The organism is Nocardia sp. CA-136227 (assembly GCF_050955695.1).
Classification (GTDB): domain Bacteria; phylum Actinomycetota; class Actinomycetes; order Mycobacteriales; family Mycobacteriaceae; genus Nocardia.
In genome coordinates this window covers 132,521-145,402 of sequence record NZ_CP192081.1, presented here as the reverse complement: position 1 = coordinate 145,402, position 12,882 = coordinate 132,521, and the positions used below count along the sequence as shown (strand labels likewise).

Genomic DNA, 12,882 nt, shown 5'->3' with positions numbered 1-12,882 from the left:
TGCCCGGGGACGCGCGTGGGCTCCGGCGGGGGCGGCGGGCAGGGGTGGCCCAGGCCATCCCGGCGAATGGGATTCGTCGCGTGGTTTTCGCTCAGCGTTCACGAAACGGCAGACAGTTGCGTCATGAAAGCTGTATTACATATCGACTCGATTTGTAACACCGACCAGTTTGTTGCCGTGTGATTGCGCGGCCCCTCGAAAGACCACGTACATGCGCCTCGCACGATTCGCCCCGCTCGTCGGGGCATTGTCCATCACCGCCATCCTGAGCACGGCCGCCCTCGTCCCGAGCGCGGCCCCGGCTCGCGCCGACGAGGGCGACACCCTCGCGGCAGCCGAGATCGCCGACGCCGGCGACGTCTGCGGCAAGCCCGCCGCAACCTTCGATGACGTCATCACCGCGGCCGCCACGGCCGTTCGCACGGTGGTTCCGGCCGAGCAGCAATCCGCCTACGACCGCTCGGTCGAGGACTTCCGGCAGAGCGTCGCCTCGATCCATGTGCACCGCAACGGGCTGCTGCCGCTGGGCCCCGACGAGGTCAACGACCGTACGCAGTTCCTCGACGACCCGATCGTCACCTATATCGTCAACAACCTGGACGCCGTCAAGACCGGCAACCTGCACAAGACCATCGCGCTCTCGCAGCTGAAGGTGCGCGACGTGGTCGAGGTGTTCATTCTCGCCACCCGCATCGTGAAGATCCCCGCCCAGTTCGCGGCCAGCCTGGTGCCGACCGTCGGCTTCGTGCTCAAGCCGGTGGTGGGCGCGCTGTTCAACGGCGTGAAGTCGCTGGCGCGGTCGGTGCAGTCGCAGCTGTCACTGGGCTGCGATGCCAACGGCGCGTACCAGAAGCTGCGGCTGGAACTGCCCGACGAACACGTGGACGTGCCGCAGCCGCTCATCGACCTGGCCAACCAGCTCACCAAGGCCGACGGCACCTGCACCACCCTGGCCGAACTGAAGACCGCCGACCTGGTCGAGCGCACCCGCGCGTTCCTCACCACCGCGGCCGGACTGCCCGTCGACCCGGCGGCGGTGAACGCGAACGCCGCTGCGCTGCAGGGCTTCCTGCACGAGAACCGGGTCGCCGACATCATGATGCTGCGCCGCACCGAGCAGCTCGGCCCGATCGTGGACGCCATGGACTACGGGCCGCTGACCTTCCTGGCCAACCTGGGCTTCGACATCTACGAGGGCCGCGCCCTGAACACCGTCGCGCTGGCGGATGTGAAGGTGGAGAACGTCTTCTCGCTCATCACCTTCGCGCTCGACGCCACCAGCCTGCTGCTCACCGCGGGCACCACGATCGCCGGATTCACCGGGGTGGGCTCGGTCATCACGACCCCGTTGAGCATGGCGCAGACCATCGCCTTCGCGCCCACCACCTACGGCGCGCCGATCCTGCGCGGTGTCATGCAGTCGATGTGCGCGGCCTGACCGAGCACTGATCCGAAACCGATCGAGCACTGAAACAGCCGCCCGGCCGAAAGACCGGGCGGCTGTTCACTTCTCGGGCCACTCCCCCGCGGCCGGAATCACTGCCCGGGGACTACAGCCGGGCGGCGGAGTACACCCGCATCGCGTCACGGACATACGCGGCGGTGCCGTCGCCGTGCACGTCGTAGTTCTTCGCGAAACGCGGGTCGGCGACGTACATGTCGCCGAGACCGTTGAAGTACTGAGCGGTCACCGGCCCGCCGGACGGGGACGCCCCGATCCAGTCGTGGTGGCGCCGCACGATGGCCTGCACCTCGTCGCTGTCGACCGGGAGGCCCGCGGCGTGGGCGCGGCCGTAGTCGGCGGCGATGTCGAGGTGGCGCTGCTGGAACGCCTTCTTCTCGGCGTCGCTCATGGCGTTCCACCACTGGTTGCCACTGTCCCAGGCCTGCTTGCCCCAGCGTTCGATGACCTCGTCCTTGTACCGGGCGTGGTCGAATCCGTCGAATACCTCGTCTGCCATCAGTTCTTCACCTGCTTCCGTCTTGCGCAATGTTGTTTGCACCGAGGCGATCTGGCGCGCGATCCGGTCCTGCTCGTTTTTCAGCAATTCCAGATGTGTGCGCAGGGCGGCGGCGGTGTCCTTTTGCCCGGCGAGCACTTCGGCGATGGCCGGAAGGCCGAGACCGAGCTCGCGGAGTAAAAGGATGCGCTGCAACCGGACGAGGGATTCCTGGTCGTAATAGCGGTAACCGTTCGATCCGATCCGGCTCGGCGGCAATAACCCGAGCTCACCGTAATGCCGCAGGGTGCGGCTGGTGGTTCGGGCGACCGCTGCCAATTGCTGGATGGACCATTCGGTTGCCACGTTCCGGCCTTTCGTATCCTCTCGTTCTCCTCGACGAATTCAGGATGCAAGTTGACGCAGCGTCAAGGTCAAGCCCCGACCAGTATGCGCCGGTCGGGGCTTGTTCGAGGGGCTTACGCGCCGGCGGTGCACTCGCTGTAGCGCACGTGCACGGACTGCTTCGGCGGGGCCGAGCTGCCGAACATGGCCGGCGGGGACGGCATCCAGTTGGTCAGCCGGTCCATGGCGTCACGCTCGGCCTCGGCGCGGTTGCGGCCCGAACCGCCGTAGTAATAGGAGTGGTCGGCGCTCTCGGCGATGGCGCCGCAGCCGTTGGCGAACTGCACCATCACCTTGCAGCCGCGGTGGGCGCACTTGTTCAGCGCGGCCGTGTCGGAGGCGCCCCAGCTCGGGTAGTTCCACGCGGCGCCGTAGAAGGTGCCGCCGTCGGTGCTCAGCGCGAGCGTGCCGTAGAGCGATCCATCCGGTCCCCGCTCGGCATTGGCGGTACCGGCCCCCAGCGACGTCACCAGCACGGCGGCCGCGGAAACGAACATGGTCAAGGCGAGCTTGCCCGAGAAAGCCATTCGAATTCTCCCCAATTTCGCAGCGGCCGCTGCGCATGGGCCGCTACTGCTCTCGGTGGTGCGATCACCACTGCCGGATTTCTATCACGGGCCACCGACACGGCCAAGTCAGTTTCCGCCGGAACCGGCTGCCGGGCATAGCTTTTCCGAATAGCTCCGGAAGTGGGGACTTGCCAACCACTTGCGGGCGTGACATGCTCCACGCGCGCGCCCCCGGACTCCCGAATTCGGCGCGCTGGAATCGATTTTTTCGTGGGATGGGGAAAACCTGATGAAGTTTGCGGGCCGCGCCCGAGTTCTGCACTGGGCGGCCGCGGCCGTCACTGCCGTGAGCTCCACCCTCCTGTTCGCCGGCTCCGCGGACGCCGCCCCGGTGGTGACGCTCGGCGGTGGCTCCGGCGTCTACGTCGAAGACCTCCAGGACGCCACCTCGGTCAGCGAGTGCACCATCACCGCGATGGGCTACGACAACAAGAACCAGCTGGTCGGACTGACCGCGGGCCACTGCGGTGAGGTCGGCGCGCGCATCGCCGCCGAGTACACCCGCTCCGGCGGCATCGGCGTCATCGCCGAGAAGGACGAGGAGATGGACTGGGCCATCATCGTCTTCAACGCCGACCGGGTGATCCCGACCCGTCAGGTCGCGCAGTCGGTCATCAACTCGGTGGGCGCGCCGCCGCAGATCGGCGAGAACGTCTGCAAGAACGGCCGCACCACCGGTTTCACCTGCGGTCCGGTGTGGGAGACCAAGTCCACCTACTTCCGTAGCCAGGTGTGTGCCAACCACGGTGACTCGGGCGCGCCCGTGCTGCGCGGCGACCAGCTGGTCGGCATGGTGGTGGCGGGCACCGACTTCCGGGCCGGGCCGATCACCATCGAACTGCCGCTGTGCACCGGTGGCGGCAACCTGATCCACGAGCCGGAGCTGGCCACCAACATCACCACGGTGCTGGCCAGCATCGACCACCACGGCGGGGCGGGCGCGGGTTTCCGCGTCGCGTAAGCATTTCGACGCCGGGTGAACCGGCGAACACCGCGGGGCGTGACCGGATCATCGGTCACGCCCCGCGGTGTTCTCGTTGTGCGGTAGTGGCTTTCAGTAGCCGACGGTGAATCGGACGCGGTGGTGGCGAGGATTCTCGATCTCGTCGAGCAGCGCGATCGCCATGTCCTCCATGGAGATCGAGGAATTGCCCTGGTCGTCGGCGATCATCTCGTCGAGGCCGAACCGGAAGACGCCGGTCCGTTCACCGGGCTCGAACAGCGCGGGCGGGCTGACGTAGGTCCAGTTCACCGGGTGCGCGGTGGTCCGGAACACCTCGAGCTGACGGCGGCCGCCCTCGGCGATCGGGCCCAGTTCGGCCGGGAACTCCGGCTGCTCGGCCAGGGTCCGGCCGGTTCCGGCGACGGTCAGGGTGCCCGCGCCGCCGACCACCAGCAGCCGGATTCCGCTGTCCGCCAGCCCTTCCAGCAGGGCCGCGGCGACCTCGGCCAGCTCGTGTTCGCTGCCGGGAACCGGGCGGGTCGCGCTGATCACGACATCGCTACCGGCACTGGCCTTCTCGACGGCGGCGGCATCGGCGGCATTGCCCGCCCACACCTCGACCTGCTCGGGCAGATGCCGCAGCCGCTCGGCGTCGCGGGCGACCGCGCGCACCCGGTGGCCCCGGCTCAGCGCCTCGGTCACGACCCGGCTGCCGGTGTCTCCGCTGGCTCCGAACACTGTGATCTGCATGATGTTTCGCTCCTTCGCAAGATTTCCGGATCAGGCCGCGGTGCGGGCCGGTGCGGGCGTGTCGGTGACGGGTTCGGGCGCCTTGGGCGCGGCGCCGGTCTGGCCGAGCAGGGTGCCGCCCAGCGCGATCGCCATGCCCAGGATCTGCAGCGGGGCAAGCGCCTGGCCGAGCGCGGCCCAGCCGATGACGGCCGCCGACAGCGGGCTGAGCAGGCCGAGGAACGACACCGAGGTGGCGGGGGCCTTGGCGATGCCGCGGAACCACAGCGCGTAGGCGGCGGCGGTGCCGATCAGGCCGAGGTAGAGGTAGCCGCCGATATTGCGGGCGTCCAGCGCGGGCGGCGCACCCTCGACGATGGCGGCCAGCGGCAGCAGCATCAGGCCACCGGCGGTCAGCTGCCAGCCGGTCATGGCGAGCGGGCTGACGCCGTCGGGGCGTCCCCAGCGCTTGGTCATCACGGTGCCGCCCGCCATGGAGGCCGCGCCCAGCAGACCGGCGACAACGCCGACGGTATCGAGAACCGCTGTGGCCCTGAGGACTACGAGGGCGACGCCGAAGAGTCCGATCACACCGGCCAGCACCTTGCGCACGGTGAGCCGCTCGTTGAGCGCCACGGTGGCGATGCCCAGGGCGAAAAGCGGTGCGGCCGCGCCGAGTACGGCGGCGACGCCGCCCGGCAGGCGGTAGGCGGCCAGGAACAGCAGCGGCATGAAGATGCCGATGTTCAGCGCGCCCAGCACCGCGGCGCGGCCGATCCACTGTCCATGCGGCAGCTTGCGGGTGATCGCCAGCAGCAGCAGACCGGCGGGCAAGGCGCGCATGAGCGCGGTGAACATGGGCCGGTCCGGCGGCAGGAACGTCGTCGTGATCGCGTAGGTCGACCCGAAAACCAACGGTGCGAGGGCAGTGACGGCGAGGGTTCCCGCGAGTCCTGCGGCGCCGGCGCGTGTGGTGGTCATCGATAGCTCCTCATTGATAATCTCAACGTTGAGATAACACCATCCCGGATACCTCAGCGTCAAGTATCTCAACGTTGAGATTATTTCGGAGATCGAAAGGAGCAGGTCACATGCCCGACGCAGTCGACCAGATCACCGCGGCCTGGCGTCAGCAGCGCCCCGACGTCGACAGCTCCCCCATGGAGATCTTCGGCCGCATCTCCCGCCTGGCCCACATCATCGAGCGCGAACTCACCGACTTCTTCCGCGCGCAGGGCCTGGAGTTCTGGGAGTTCGACGTCCTCGCCACCCTCCGCCGCTCCGGCAACGACTCCGGCCTCACCGCCGGCGCCCTCAACAAGGCCGCCATGCGCACCTCCGGCGCCATCACCAACCGCATCGACCGCCTGGTCGCCAAGGACCTGGTCGAACGCGTCCCCGACCCCGTCGACCGCCGCGCCATCCGAGTCCGCCTCACCACCACCGGCCGCACCCTCGTCGACAATGTCCTCCCCTTGCACATGGAAAACGAACAACGCCTCCTGACCGACCTGACCCCCGCCGACCGAGAAGCCCTCATCCCCCTCCTCCGCAAGTTCTCCGAATCCCTCGGCGACCTCTCCCTGGACTGAAACACGAAAAGGGCGGCACCCTCATTTCGAGGGTGCCGCCCTTTGATGAGCCGAATTACCCGGCCACAGTTCACGTTTCATTCCTGCACATCCAGCAGCCATCATTCGGCAAGCAGTCCCCGGCGGGCAACAGGTCCTGGACATCACACCCGAGCGCCGCGGCGACGAGGATCAACTCATCCACCCGGAACGACCCGGCCCGACCCCTCCGGCGCGCGAGCGCAGCCCCCGTCATCCCGACTCGTTCCCCCAGGTCAACATCACTCACCCCCGCCTCCTTCATGGCCCGCCCGACCCGCGCCCCGACACACCTGTCCATCCAGCCCACAAGACCGCCTTCCGCCCCTTGCCCACTGCCGCCACCGGCCCCGCCATCGCAGCCACCGGCAGCATTTGAGCTATCGTTCGAACATGTGTTCTATTATCCGGGAAACCAAGATCGGAGTTCAACGACCCCCGCCCGCACAATCCGTGGGACACCCCGGCCGTACATAGCTCAATACAAATGTTCGGGAGATAGGTGAAACCAGTTGGCCGACAACCTTTTCGGTGACTACATCCGCCAACGCCGCCAGGCCGCCTGGCTCACCCGAACAGACCTCGCCAAGAAGGCGAACCTGTCTGTCTCCCTCATCGAAAAGATCGAACTGGGCACCCGCCAGCCCACCCTCCACGCCCTGCAAATCCTCTTCGACACCCTCGACGTGGCCCCCATGTACCGCCGCCACATCCTCGACCGGAGCCTTCCCGGCCTCCTCGGTCCTCCCCCGCCCGCAACATCTCCGGAACCCGGCCCCGACGACCTAGTGGCGCTGGCCGGCATCGAAACCCCGGCATGCTTCTACACGCTCCCAACCTTCACGATCGTCGCAGCCAACTCCGCCCACCAACACCTGTTCCCTGGCCTGGTTCCCAGCGTGAGTTTCCCCGAGTGGCTGTTCCTGAACCCGACCGCCCGAGACGTGATCGTGGACTGGGACCAGGAGGCCCGCCGCTGCCTCCACAGCATCCACCAACTCTCCCCCAACGTCGCGAAAGACCCACGCCTGTCAGCGATGGCGACAGCATGCAGCCAAGCCCCGGAGTGGGATGAGCTGTGGAACAGCCAGAGCCCCAAAACCTTCACCCCCCATCTATTGGTCCGCACACCCACCAGCCAACAGATCCGACTCCACATACACACGTACTCCCCCGAATATCCCCAACGCACCTGGTGGCTCTGCCACCTCGTGCGCGGCCCCGGCGAACATGGTCAGCGATGAGGGCACGACCAAGCACGCCCCTGCGCTCCAGCTACCGTTGCCAATAGCCGAAGATCTCGCCCATTCGATCGCATTCATCGGATTGTCGTCTTCGTTGAGCGGCGGTTCGATAGCGAACTCCAAGGGAGTCCCGAACGTGGTTGGCTCACTTGGCACGCCATCACTGCCAAAGGCCCAATCCCGTTCTCGGGATAGGGCCTTCACGCAGAGATTGAAGCGGCTACGACCTGCTTGCGCTGCGGGCTGATCGTTTCAGATCACGAGCTAGATTTTGCCGTCTGACCAGCGCGGCGGTCTGTGCCTGGCTCAAGTTGTTGAAGTTGAATACCCGGCCACCACGATCGCTGGCGGCGGATCCGCTTCTGCTCGGGTTGCCCGGTGTCCAGGCGGACAGCGGCGGTGTCGATGAGTGCGACATGTCCGTCGCCTCCTAGTGTTCGAGCCGCTGGAGACGGGTGTAGATGTCGGCCAGGGCGTCGACCACCGTGCGGTTGCCCAGCTGGGGCCAGCCGGCGTACTGGCCCGCGTCGCGTTGGGACTCGCCGCACAGTTGTTCGCGGATGTCTTTGACGTCGCTGCCGATCGGGCCGCAGAAGGCGGTGATGAAGTCCTGGATCTGGTTGACTTCTGCTGCGCTCATGGGAGCGTCCTCTCCGTCGATGAAAGCCTGGACATCGCGGCGGAATTCGTCCATGTCGATGCCGGCGGGGTCGATCTTTCCTTCGGTGCTGTATTCGCGGTGGGCCACGCAGTCATTGGCGGTGCGGCCGATGCGGCGCAGGATGGCAGCGCAGCCGCGCTTGTAGGCGTCGAGTTGTGCTGGGGTCCAGTCGGTTCCGTCGCCTCGGGAGACCGCCTCGATACCGATGACGTGGTAGTTGGCGTTGTCGGTGGGCCAGCCGGGCCAGGAGCCGCGGCCGGCGTGCCAGCAGACGCCGGCGGCGATGACGCGGAAGGCGCCGTCGCGTTCGAGGACCAGTTGGGCCAGGGGGCCTTCCAGGTCGGGGCGGCCGTATTGGACGATGCGCCAGTCGTCGGTGCCGCCGCCGGCGGTGTGGTGACAGAGCACGCCGCGCAGGTCGGCGAAGTCGCCGTGGCCGCGGTCGCGCCAGCCGTCGTGTTCGATTACTCGTAACCCGGCTTCGCGCAGGACATCTGCGAGCCAGACCGGGTCGCCGGTCCATGACATGGTCATTCCGCCTTTCCGGATCAGACCAGGTCGAAGGAGACGTAGGTGTTCACGCCTCCCTGGACGGTGGCGTTGGCAGCCCAGATGCTCGACGTCGAGTTGGTGATCTGAACCCAGATACGATCACCCGCCGCCAGGCTGACCTGGGTGTCGGGCAAGGTCAGCGATGAGCTGTTGTTGGCGAAATCGGCCGACTTGACCTCGGCGCTGTTCCGCATGAGCATCACATGCAGGGCGCCCTGAGTGGAGGCCCAGTTCGCGGCCAGTTGGATGCGGCAGCGCACGTTGGCCGTGGCCGAACCGTTGGCGATCAGTTCGTCATTGGTGATATCCGAACTGCCGTAACCGCTTCGGGCCGTCCAGCCGGTCAGCTTCAGATTGGTGACTCCCGCGATCACCTGCTGATCGGCATTTTTGTCCATGCCCATGGGCATGGTCGGTGCGGGCGCGATGATTGTGAAGGGCATCAGGCTGTCACGCCTTTCAAGCTCACCTGCAAGCCCTTACCGGCCGGGCTGTCCGCGGTGGTGATGTTCACCGTCAGCCGATCACCGGTGGTCAAGGCCCACGGCCCGCCGGTGGTTACGGTGGTGTCGACGGCATGATTGGCGGCGGCGATCGTGGTGGAGGTGCCCGCGATGGCGGTGCCGTTCTTGCGGAGTTCGACGACCAGGTTTCCGGTGCCTGCGGTTTCACCGCGGAACGTGATCGAACTGATCGAGATGTTCCGTTCGATCCGCACGCCTTCGGGCATCACGGTCCCGGCTCCGGCCGCACGAGTTCCGGTGTGCGACTTGAACGCGATGTCGTATACCTGGCCCGCCGAGGTCGGCGGGCGCGGGTCGGACAGGCGCGCATCGGTCGTCGCCACCGCACTCAGCGCTGTGCGCGCGGCAGCGGCGTCAACGGCGGTGAGCACCGATCGGCCGAGCGCCGTCGCATCGGACAGCTGAGCCGCCGGATGCGTATGGGCGGTCGGTGTACGCGCATTGGTGAGCCGCGGATCATCGCCTGCGACAGCGGTATTGGCCGTAGCGCCGATCGTGGGCGGGAAGGTCGACGGCTTGCCGGTGATACCGGCCCAATCGGTGGTTCCCGCAGGACCTCGGATCACAACGCCCTGACCATTGGGCATCCACCCGCTCGCAGCCGCGTGGTACACGTACAGCAGCCCGTCCGCCTTCACCACGTACTGGGCGCCTTCCTGCGGCGCGGCGGGTAGCTGCGCATAGGTGGCAACCGATCCATCGATGTGGATGCCGGTTCCACGTTCACCTCGAACGACGGCGTTCCCCGGGCTGGCCGGAACCGGTGAAACAAGCGTCAGGTCGACGAGCCCCTGCGACCCCGTATCCGGGTTGGCCGCGTCGGGACCGGGGATGTACTCGGATACCGTGAAGTTGAACGGCTCCAGGGCGATCGGCTCGCCGTCATAGTTCACGTCGAACGACACTCGCCAGGTCCAATCACGCGGATTGGTGTCACCGCTCGGTGCGACGAGCCGGATTCCGCGCTGGCCTCGCCAGGTCAGATACCCGAATTCGTCCAGCTCGCAGACGTAATGGTTGGGAAGCTGCACATAGGTGGCGGGCGCGGGCTGCGCGCCCGCCACGAGGATCTTCGGCGCGTCGGCGGTGAAGGTGATGGTGCCGGCGAGCGGCGGGAACTCGGGCAGGTCACCGATGTCGGGACCGTCCGCGATATTCGCCAGGAGGCGCCCGACGACCTTGCCGTATTTCAGTGGGGGCAGATCAGCCATGGATCAATGCCTTTCGAGCAGCGGGCAGCCTCGATGGGCATGCCGAGAGCGGATTGTGTCTATTCAGCGGGCTTCTTGCAGACCCAGAGCAGCGCGCCGTCCTGGATGTAGGCGACCGCGCCCGCGAGATCCGCGACACCGCGCAGGGTGTTGTTCAGGTCCGCGCCCGGCGGCAGTGGAAGCGAATCGAAACGCAGTAGGTGCGTCTCGTCGGCCGGCGCGGTCGGCTCGCCCGGGTGGCTCCAGAAGGTGACCAACTTTCCGAATTCCGTTTTCGTCCACAGCAGTTCGCTGCCTGCGGGAACGAGGGCCTCGCTCCATTCCGGGCCGACGTCGACCTGAAGCCGGAAGATGCTGGTCATCGCACCGGCTCCGCGTACACGATGAGCTGGGCGCCGGTGGTGTCGACGGTGAAGGAGTTGCCGCCCTTGACGCGCTGGGCGACGACATAGAGCGTGATGGACTGGTTCGGCTGGACCACGCCGAAGTCGCTGGTCGGCGTCGGCGGGAAGTCGAATCGCGGGCCGATCAGGACCCAGTCCCAATTCTGGATGTCGTAACCGAATCCGTAGCCGACGAGCTGGCCGTCGGGGCTGCCGATGCACACCTTCACATCGCAGCGGGTGCCGTAGCCATTGCCGTTCGCGGGATTGACACGGACCTGTCCCCGCACCTGAGGCCGCCATCGGGTCGCCTGGCCCGGAATCGTGATGGCGGCCAGTACTTTCGGCTCGTTGAGGTTGGTGCCACCGCTGAACTGGTTCTTCGCGATGGCCCAGGGCCCGCCGAGCCGGGGGCTGGGGACGGGCACGAACTTTCCCAGCGTCGCATCCCAGGACAGGATGTAATCCTGAGCGAGCGAATGATCGTCGTCGACGAGCACATCCGCCGCGTTCTGGATGTGCCCCGGTCCACCCGCATCTCCGGTATCTCCGGACACACCACGAGGGAAGGTGATTTCGAGGTTCTGGCCAGGCGTCGTACCCGTGATCCGTGCGGCCGCGGACGACCCCGGCGCTGCGGCGACCGCGGTACCGGTCAGGACGTTGGCGGGACCCGCCTTCCCCGCTCGGCCGAAGGCCTGCCCGAGCGCCACGAATTCGAGTCCGGTCCAGTAGTAGACCGCGTTCTCGGAAACCACCCGCCAGGCCGAACGGGCATCAGCGGTGGTGAGATTCAAGGCACGCAGGGCGGCGACATCGGCGATATCGCCGCGCCACTGCCACGGCCACGCGGGATCACCGTCGCGACCCGCGGGTCCGACAGGGCCCTCACGTAGCTCGATGAGCGCCTCCCGATCGACCAGCTCGAGCGGATTGACCGTGTACGGCAATCCGACCGAGTCGGAGACGCCGCGCATGGTGATCATGATGTTGTCGTCATAGACGACGCTGTTCTCGGTCATGTTCTGCTCCGGGATCACGACGCCGTCACCGGCTTGGCCCAGCACACGACCTGGGCGCTGTCCTGCTTGTAGGAATAGAGGGAATCGCCGTGGTTGCGGCGCAGCACCACGTACAGGGTTACCGCCTGGCCGGCAGGGACGACACCGATGGTGCTGTCGGGGGTCATCGCCCGCGCACCGTAATAGGGCTGGAAGTAGCAGTAGCCGTCGGCGCCGAAGGGAAAACCCGCCCCGAGAGCGACGATCTGGCCGACGGCGGAGCCCAGACGCACTTCGGCGTCGATACGGGTGTTGAAGCTGCCAATACCCTCGTCCGTGAAAACGAGCACACCGCCCGCGATGACGGGCCGCCAGTCCACGTCCTGGGCCGGAATGTTCAGCTGCGCGACCGTATTGGGTGTGGTTCCGACCTTGGACTGCGACGGGGCGAACCCCGGGCCGCCATCCCACGCCTGCGCGCCCATGATGGACCACGGTCCCCGCGAACCAGGAAAGGGCCGGCCCTGCCAGCGGTTGCTCGCCGCATTCCACAGCGGCACCGAACCATTCACGTGCGGGCCGTCCGCATAGTCGGGGGCGTTGCGGATGGGCCCCGGACCGCCGCGGTCTCCCTTGCGACCCTGGACGCCCTGGGGCACAGTCAGGTTCAGGATGCGGTTGGGAGCCGTGCCGGAAACAGCGACCTCCAGATCGGATCCGGCAGGCCCCGTCGCAACGGTGCCGATGGTGATGCCACACGGCTGTCCTTCCGGACCAGCGGCACCGAACGCATCGATGAACGACTCGAAACTTGTTCCGTTCCAATACATCAGGGTGTCATTTGCGAGCACCCGCCATGTCTTGCCGGCATGCGCGAGTCCCAGTTTCGAGGACAGTGCGGTGAGCGCGGACTGGTCGGCGATATCGCCTTCCCACCGGAAAGCCGCGCCAGGTTCGCCCTGCGGCCCCGCCGGTCCAGTCGTGCCTGTCATCAGTTCGAGGGCTCCGTCGCGTGGAGTGCCGTGCAGCGACTGCACGACACCCGCGGTACCGATCCCCTCGTCGATGCCCCTGATCAGCGTCGATTCGAAATATTCGCCTACTGTGGAC

14 protein-coding genes are annotated in these 12,882 nt (G+C 66.9%); 4 read left to right on the top strand and 10 right to left on the bottom strand.

Annotated elements, in window-relative coordinates:
- Positions 1–211: 211 nt before the first annotated feature.
- Positions 212–1,438, top strand: coding sequence for a hypothetical protein (locus tag ACQP06_RS00690; RefSeq protein ID WP_433669712.1), 1,227 nt, complete (start codon positions 212–214; stop codon positions 1,436–1,438).
- 112 nt (positions 1,439–1,550) lie between these two features.
- Here the strand turns inward: ACQP06_RS00690 and ACQP06_RS00685 are convergent, their stop codons facing one another.
- Complete coding sequence (locus ACQP06_RS00685; RefSeq protein ID WP_433669711.1) at positions 1,551–2,306, bottom strand: MerR family transcriptional regulator; 756 nt, start codon at positions 2,304–2,306, stop codon at positions 1,551–1,553.
- Between the two features lie 113 nt (positions 2,307–2,419).
- Complete coding sequence (locus ACQP06_RS00680) at positions 2,420–2,872, bottom strand: DUF4189 domain-containing protein (protein ID WP_433669709.1); 453 nt, start codon at positions 2,870–2,872, stop codon at positions 2,420–2,422.
- Positions 2,873–3,143: 271 nt separating this feature from the next.
- On the opposite strand from ACQP06_RS00680, the gene ACQP06_RS00675 reads away from it, so the two are divergent.
- Positions 3,144–3,875 (top strand): S1 family peptidase, encoded by a 732-nt coding sequence (locus ACQP06_RS00675; RefSeq protein WP_433669708.1) that lies wholly within the window; start codon positions 3,144–3,146, stop codon positions 3,873–3,875.
- 93 nt (positions 3,876–3,968) lie between these two features.
- Here the strand turns inward: ACQP06_RS00675 and ACQP06_RS00670 are convergent, their stop codons facing one another.
- Both ACQP06_RS00670 and ACQP06_RS00665 read right to left on the bottom strand, forming a co-directional pair.
- Entirely contained in the window at positions 3,969–4,607 is a 639-nt protein-coding gene (locus ACQP06_RS00670) for an NAD(P)-dependent oxidoreductase (protein ID WP_433669706.1), read from the bottom strand.
- 30 nt (positions 4,608–4,637) lie between these two features.
- Complete coding sequence (locus ACQP06_RS00665) at positions 4,638–5,567, bottom strand: EamA family transporter (RefSeq protein WP_433669704.1); 930 nt, start codon at positions 5,565–5,567, stop codon at positions 4,638–4,640.
- Positions 5,568–5,677: 110 nt separating this feature from the next.
- On the opposite strand from ACQP06_RS00665, the gene ACQP06_RS00660 reads away from it, so the two are divergent.
- Together ACQP06_RS00660 and ACQP06_RS00655 are read left to right on the top strand one after the other, a co-directional pair.
- Positions 5,678–6,178 (top strand): MarR family winged helix-turn-helix transcriptional regulator, encoded by a 501-nt coding sequence (locus ACQP06_RS00660; RefSeq protein WP_433669703.1) that lies wholly within the window; start codon positions 5,678–5,680, stop codon positions 6,176–6,178.
- Between the two features lie 530 nt (positions 6,179–6,708).
- Entirely contained in the window at positions 6,709–7,440 is a 732-nt protein-coding gene (locus tag ACQP06_RS00655; RefSeq protein WP_433669701.1) for a helix-turn-helix domain-containing protein, read from the top strand.
- A 430-nt stretch (positions 7,441–7,870) separates the two neighbouring features.
- Here the strand turns inward: ACQP06_RS00655 and ACQP06_RS00650 are convergent, their stop codons facing one another.
- Genes ACQP06_RS00650 through ACQP06_RS00625 form a run of 6 tightly spaced genes read right to left on the bottom strand, consistent with a single transcriptional unit; the run spans position 7,871 to position 12,809 of the window.
- Entirely contained in the window at positions 7,871–8,635 is a 765-nt protein-coding gene (locus ACQP06_RS00650; protein WP_433669699.1) for a peptidoglycan recognition protein family protein, read from the bottom strand.
- A 14-nt stretch (positions 8,636–8,649) separates the two neighbouring features.
- Complete coding sequence (locus ACQP06_RS00645; RefSeq protein ID WP_433669697.1) at positions 8,650–9,096, bottom strand: hypothetical protein; 447 nt, start codon at positions 9,094–9,096, stop codon at positions 8,650–8,652.
- Complete coding sequence (locus tag ACQP06_RS00640) at positions 9,096–10,388, bottom strand: hypothetical protein (RefSeq protein ID WP_433669696.1); 1,293 nt, start codon at positions 10,386–10,388, stop codon at positions 9,096–9,098. Before ACQP06_RS00640 ends, ACQP06_RS00645 begins: the two co-directional genes overlap by 1 nt.
- A gap of 59 nt (positions 10,389–10,447) precedes the next feature.
- Positions 10,448–10,750 (bottom strand): hypothetical protein, encoded by a 303-nt coding sequence (locus ACQP06_RS00635; protein ID WP_379343252.1) that lies wholly within the window; start codon positions 10,748–10,750, stop codon positions 10,448–10,450.
- Entirely contained in the window at positions 10,747–11,793 is a 1,047-nt protein-coding gene (locus tag ACQP06_RS00630; protein ID WP_433669694.1) for a hypothetical protein, read from the bottom strand. The genes ACQP06_RS00635 and ACQP06_RS00630 overlap by 4 nt, the downstream gene beginning before the upstream one ends.
- A 14-nt stretch (positions 11,794–11,807) precedes the next feature.
- A complete protein-coding gene (locus tag ACQP06_RS00625) occupies positions 11,808–12,809 on the bottom strand; it encodes a hypothetical protein (protein WP_433669692.1) in 1,002 nt (333 codons plus the stop codon).
- Between the last annotated feature and the right edge of the window lie 73 nt (positions 12,810–12,882).

What these genes read in the sequence shown, in the direction of transcription:
- ACQP06_RS00645 (WP_433669697.1), bottom strand. Translation starts at nt 9,096, where the DNA reads ATGCCCTTCACAATCATCGCGCCCGCACCGACCATGCCCATGGGCATG.
- ACQP06_RS00675 (WP_433669708.1), top strand. Translation starts at nt 3,144, where the DNA reads ATGAAGTTTGCGGGCCGCGCCCGAGTTCTGCACTGGGCGGCCGCGGCC.
- ACQP06_RS00680 (WP_433669709.1), bottom strand. Translation starts at nt 2,872, where the DNA reads ATGGCTTTCTCGGGCAAGCTCGCCTTGACCATGTTCGTTTCCGCGGCC.
- ACQP06_RS00640 (WP_433669696.1), bottom strand. Translation starts at nt 10,388, where the DNA reads ATGGCTGATCTGCCCCCACTGAAATACGGCAAGGTCGTCGGGCGCCTC.
- ACQP06_RS00670 (WP_433669706.1), bottom strand. Translation starts at nt 4,607, where the DNA reads ATGCAGATCACAGTGTTCGGAGCCAGCGGAGACACCGGCAGCCGGGTC.
- ACQP06_RS00665 (WP_433669704.1), bottom strand. Translation starts at nt 5,567, where the DNA reads ATGACCACCACACGCGCCGGCGCCGCAGGACTCGCGGGAACCCTCGCC.
- ACQP06_RS00690 (WP_433669712.1), top strand. Translation starts at nt 212, where the DNA reads ATGCGCCTCGCACGATTCGCCCCGCTCGTCGGGGCATTGTCCATCACC.
- ACQP06_RS00660 (WP_433669703.1), top strand. Translation starts at nt 5,678, where the DNA reads ATGCCCGACGCAGTCGACCAGATCACCGCGGCCTGGCGTCAGCAGCGC.
- ACQP06_RS00635 (WP_379343252.1), bottom strand. Translation starts at nt 10,750, where the DNA reads ATGACCAGCATCTTCCGGCTTCAGGTCGACGTCGGCCCGGAATGGAGC.
- ACQP06_RS00630 (WP_433669694.1), bottom strand. Translation starts at nt 11,793, where the DNA reads ATGACCGAGAACAGCGTCGTCTATGACGACAACATCATGATCACCATG.
- ACQP06_RS00650 (WP_433669699.1), bottom strand. Translation starts at nt 8,635, where the DNA reads ATGACCATGTCATGGACCGGCGACCCGGTCTGGCTCGCAGATGTCCTG.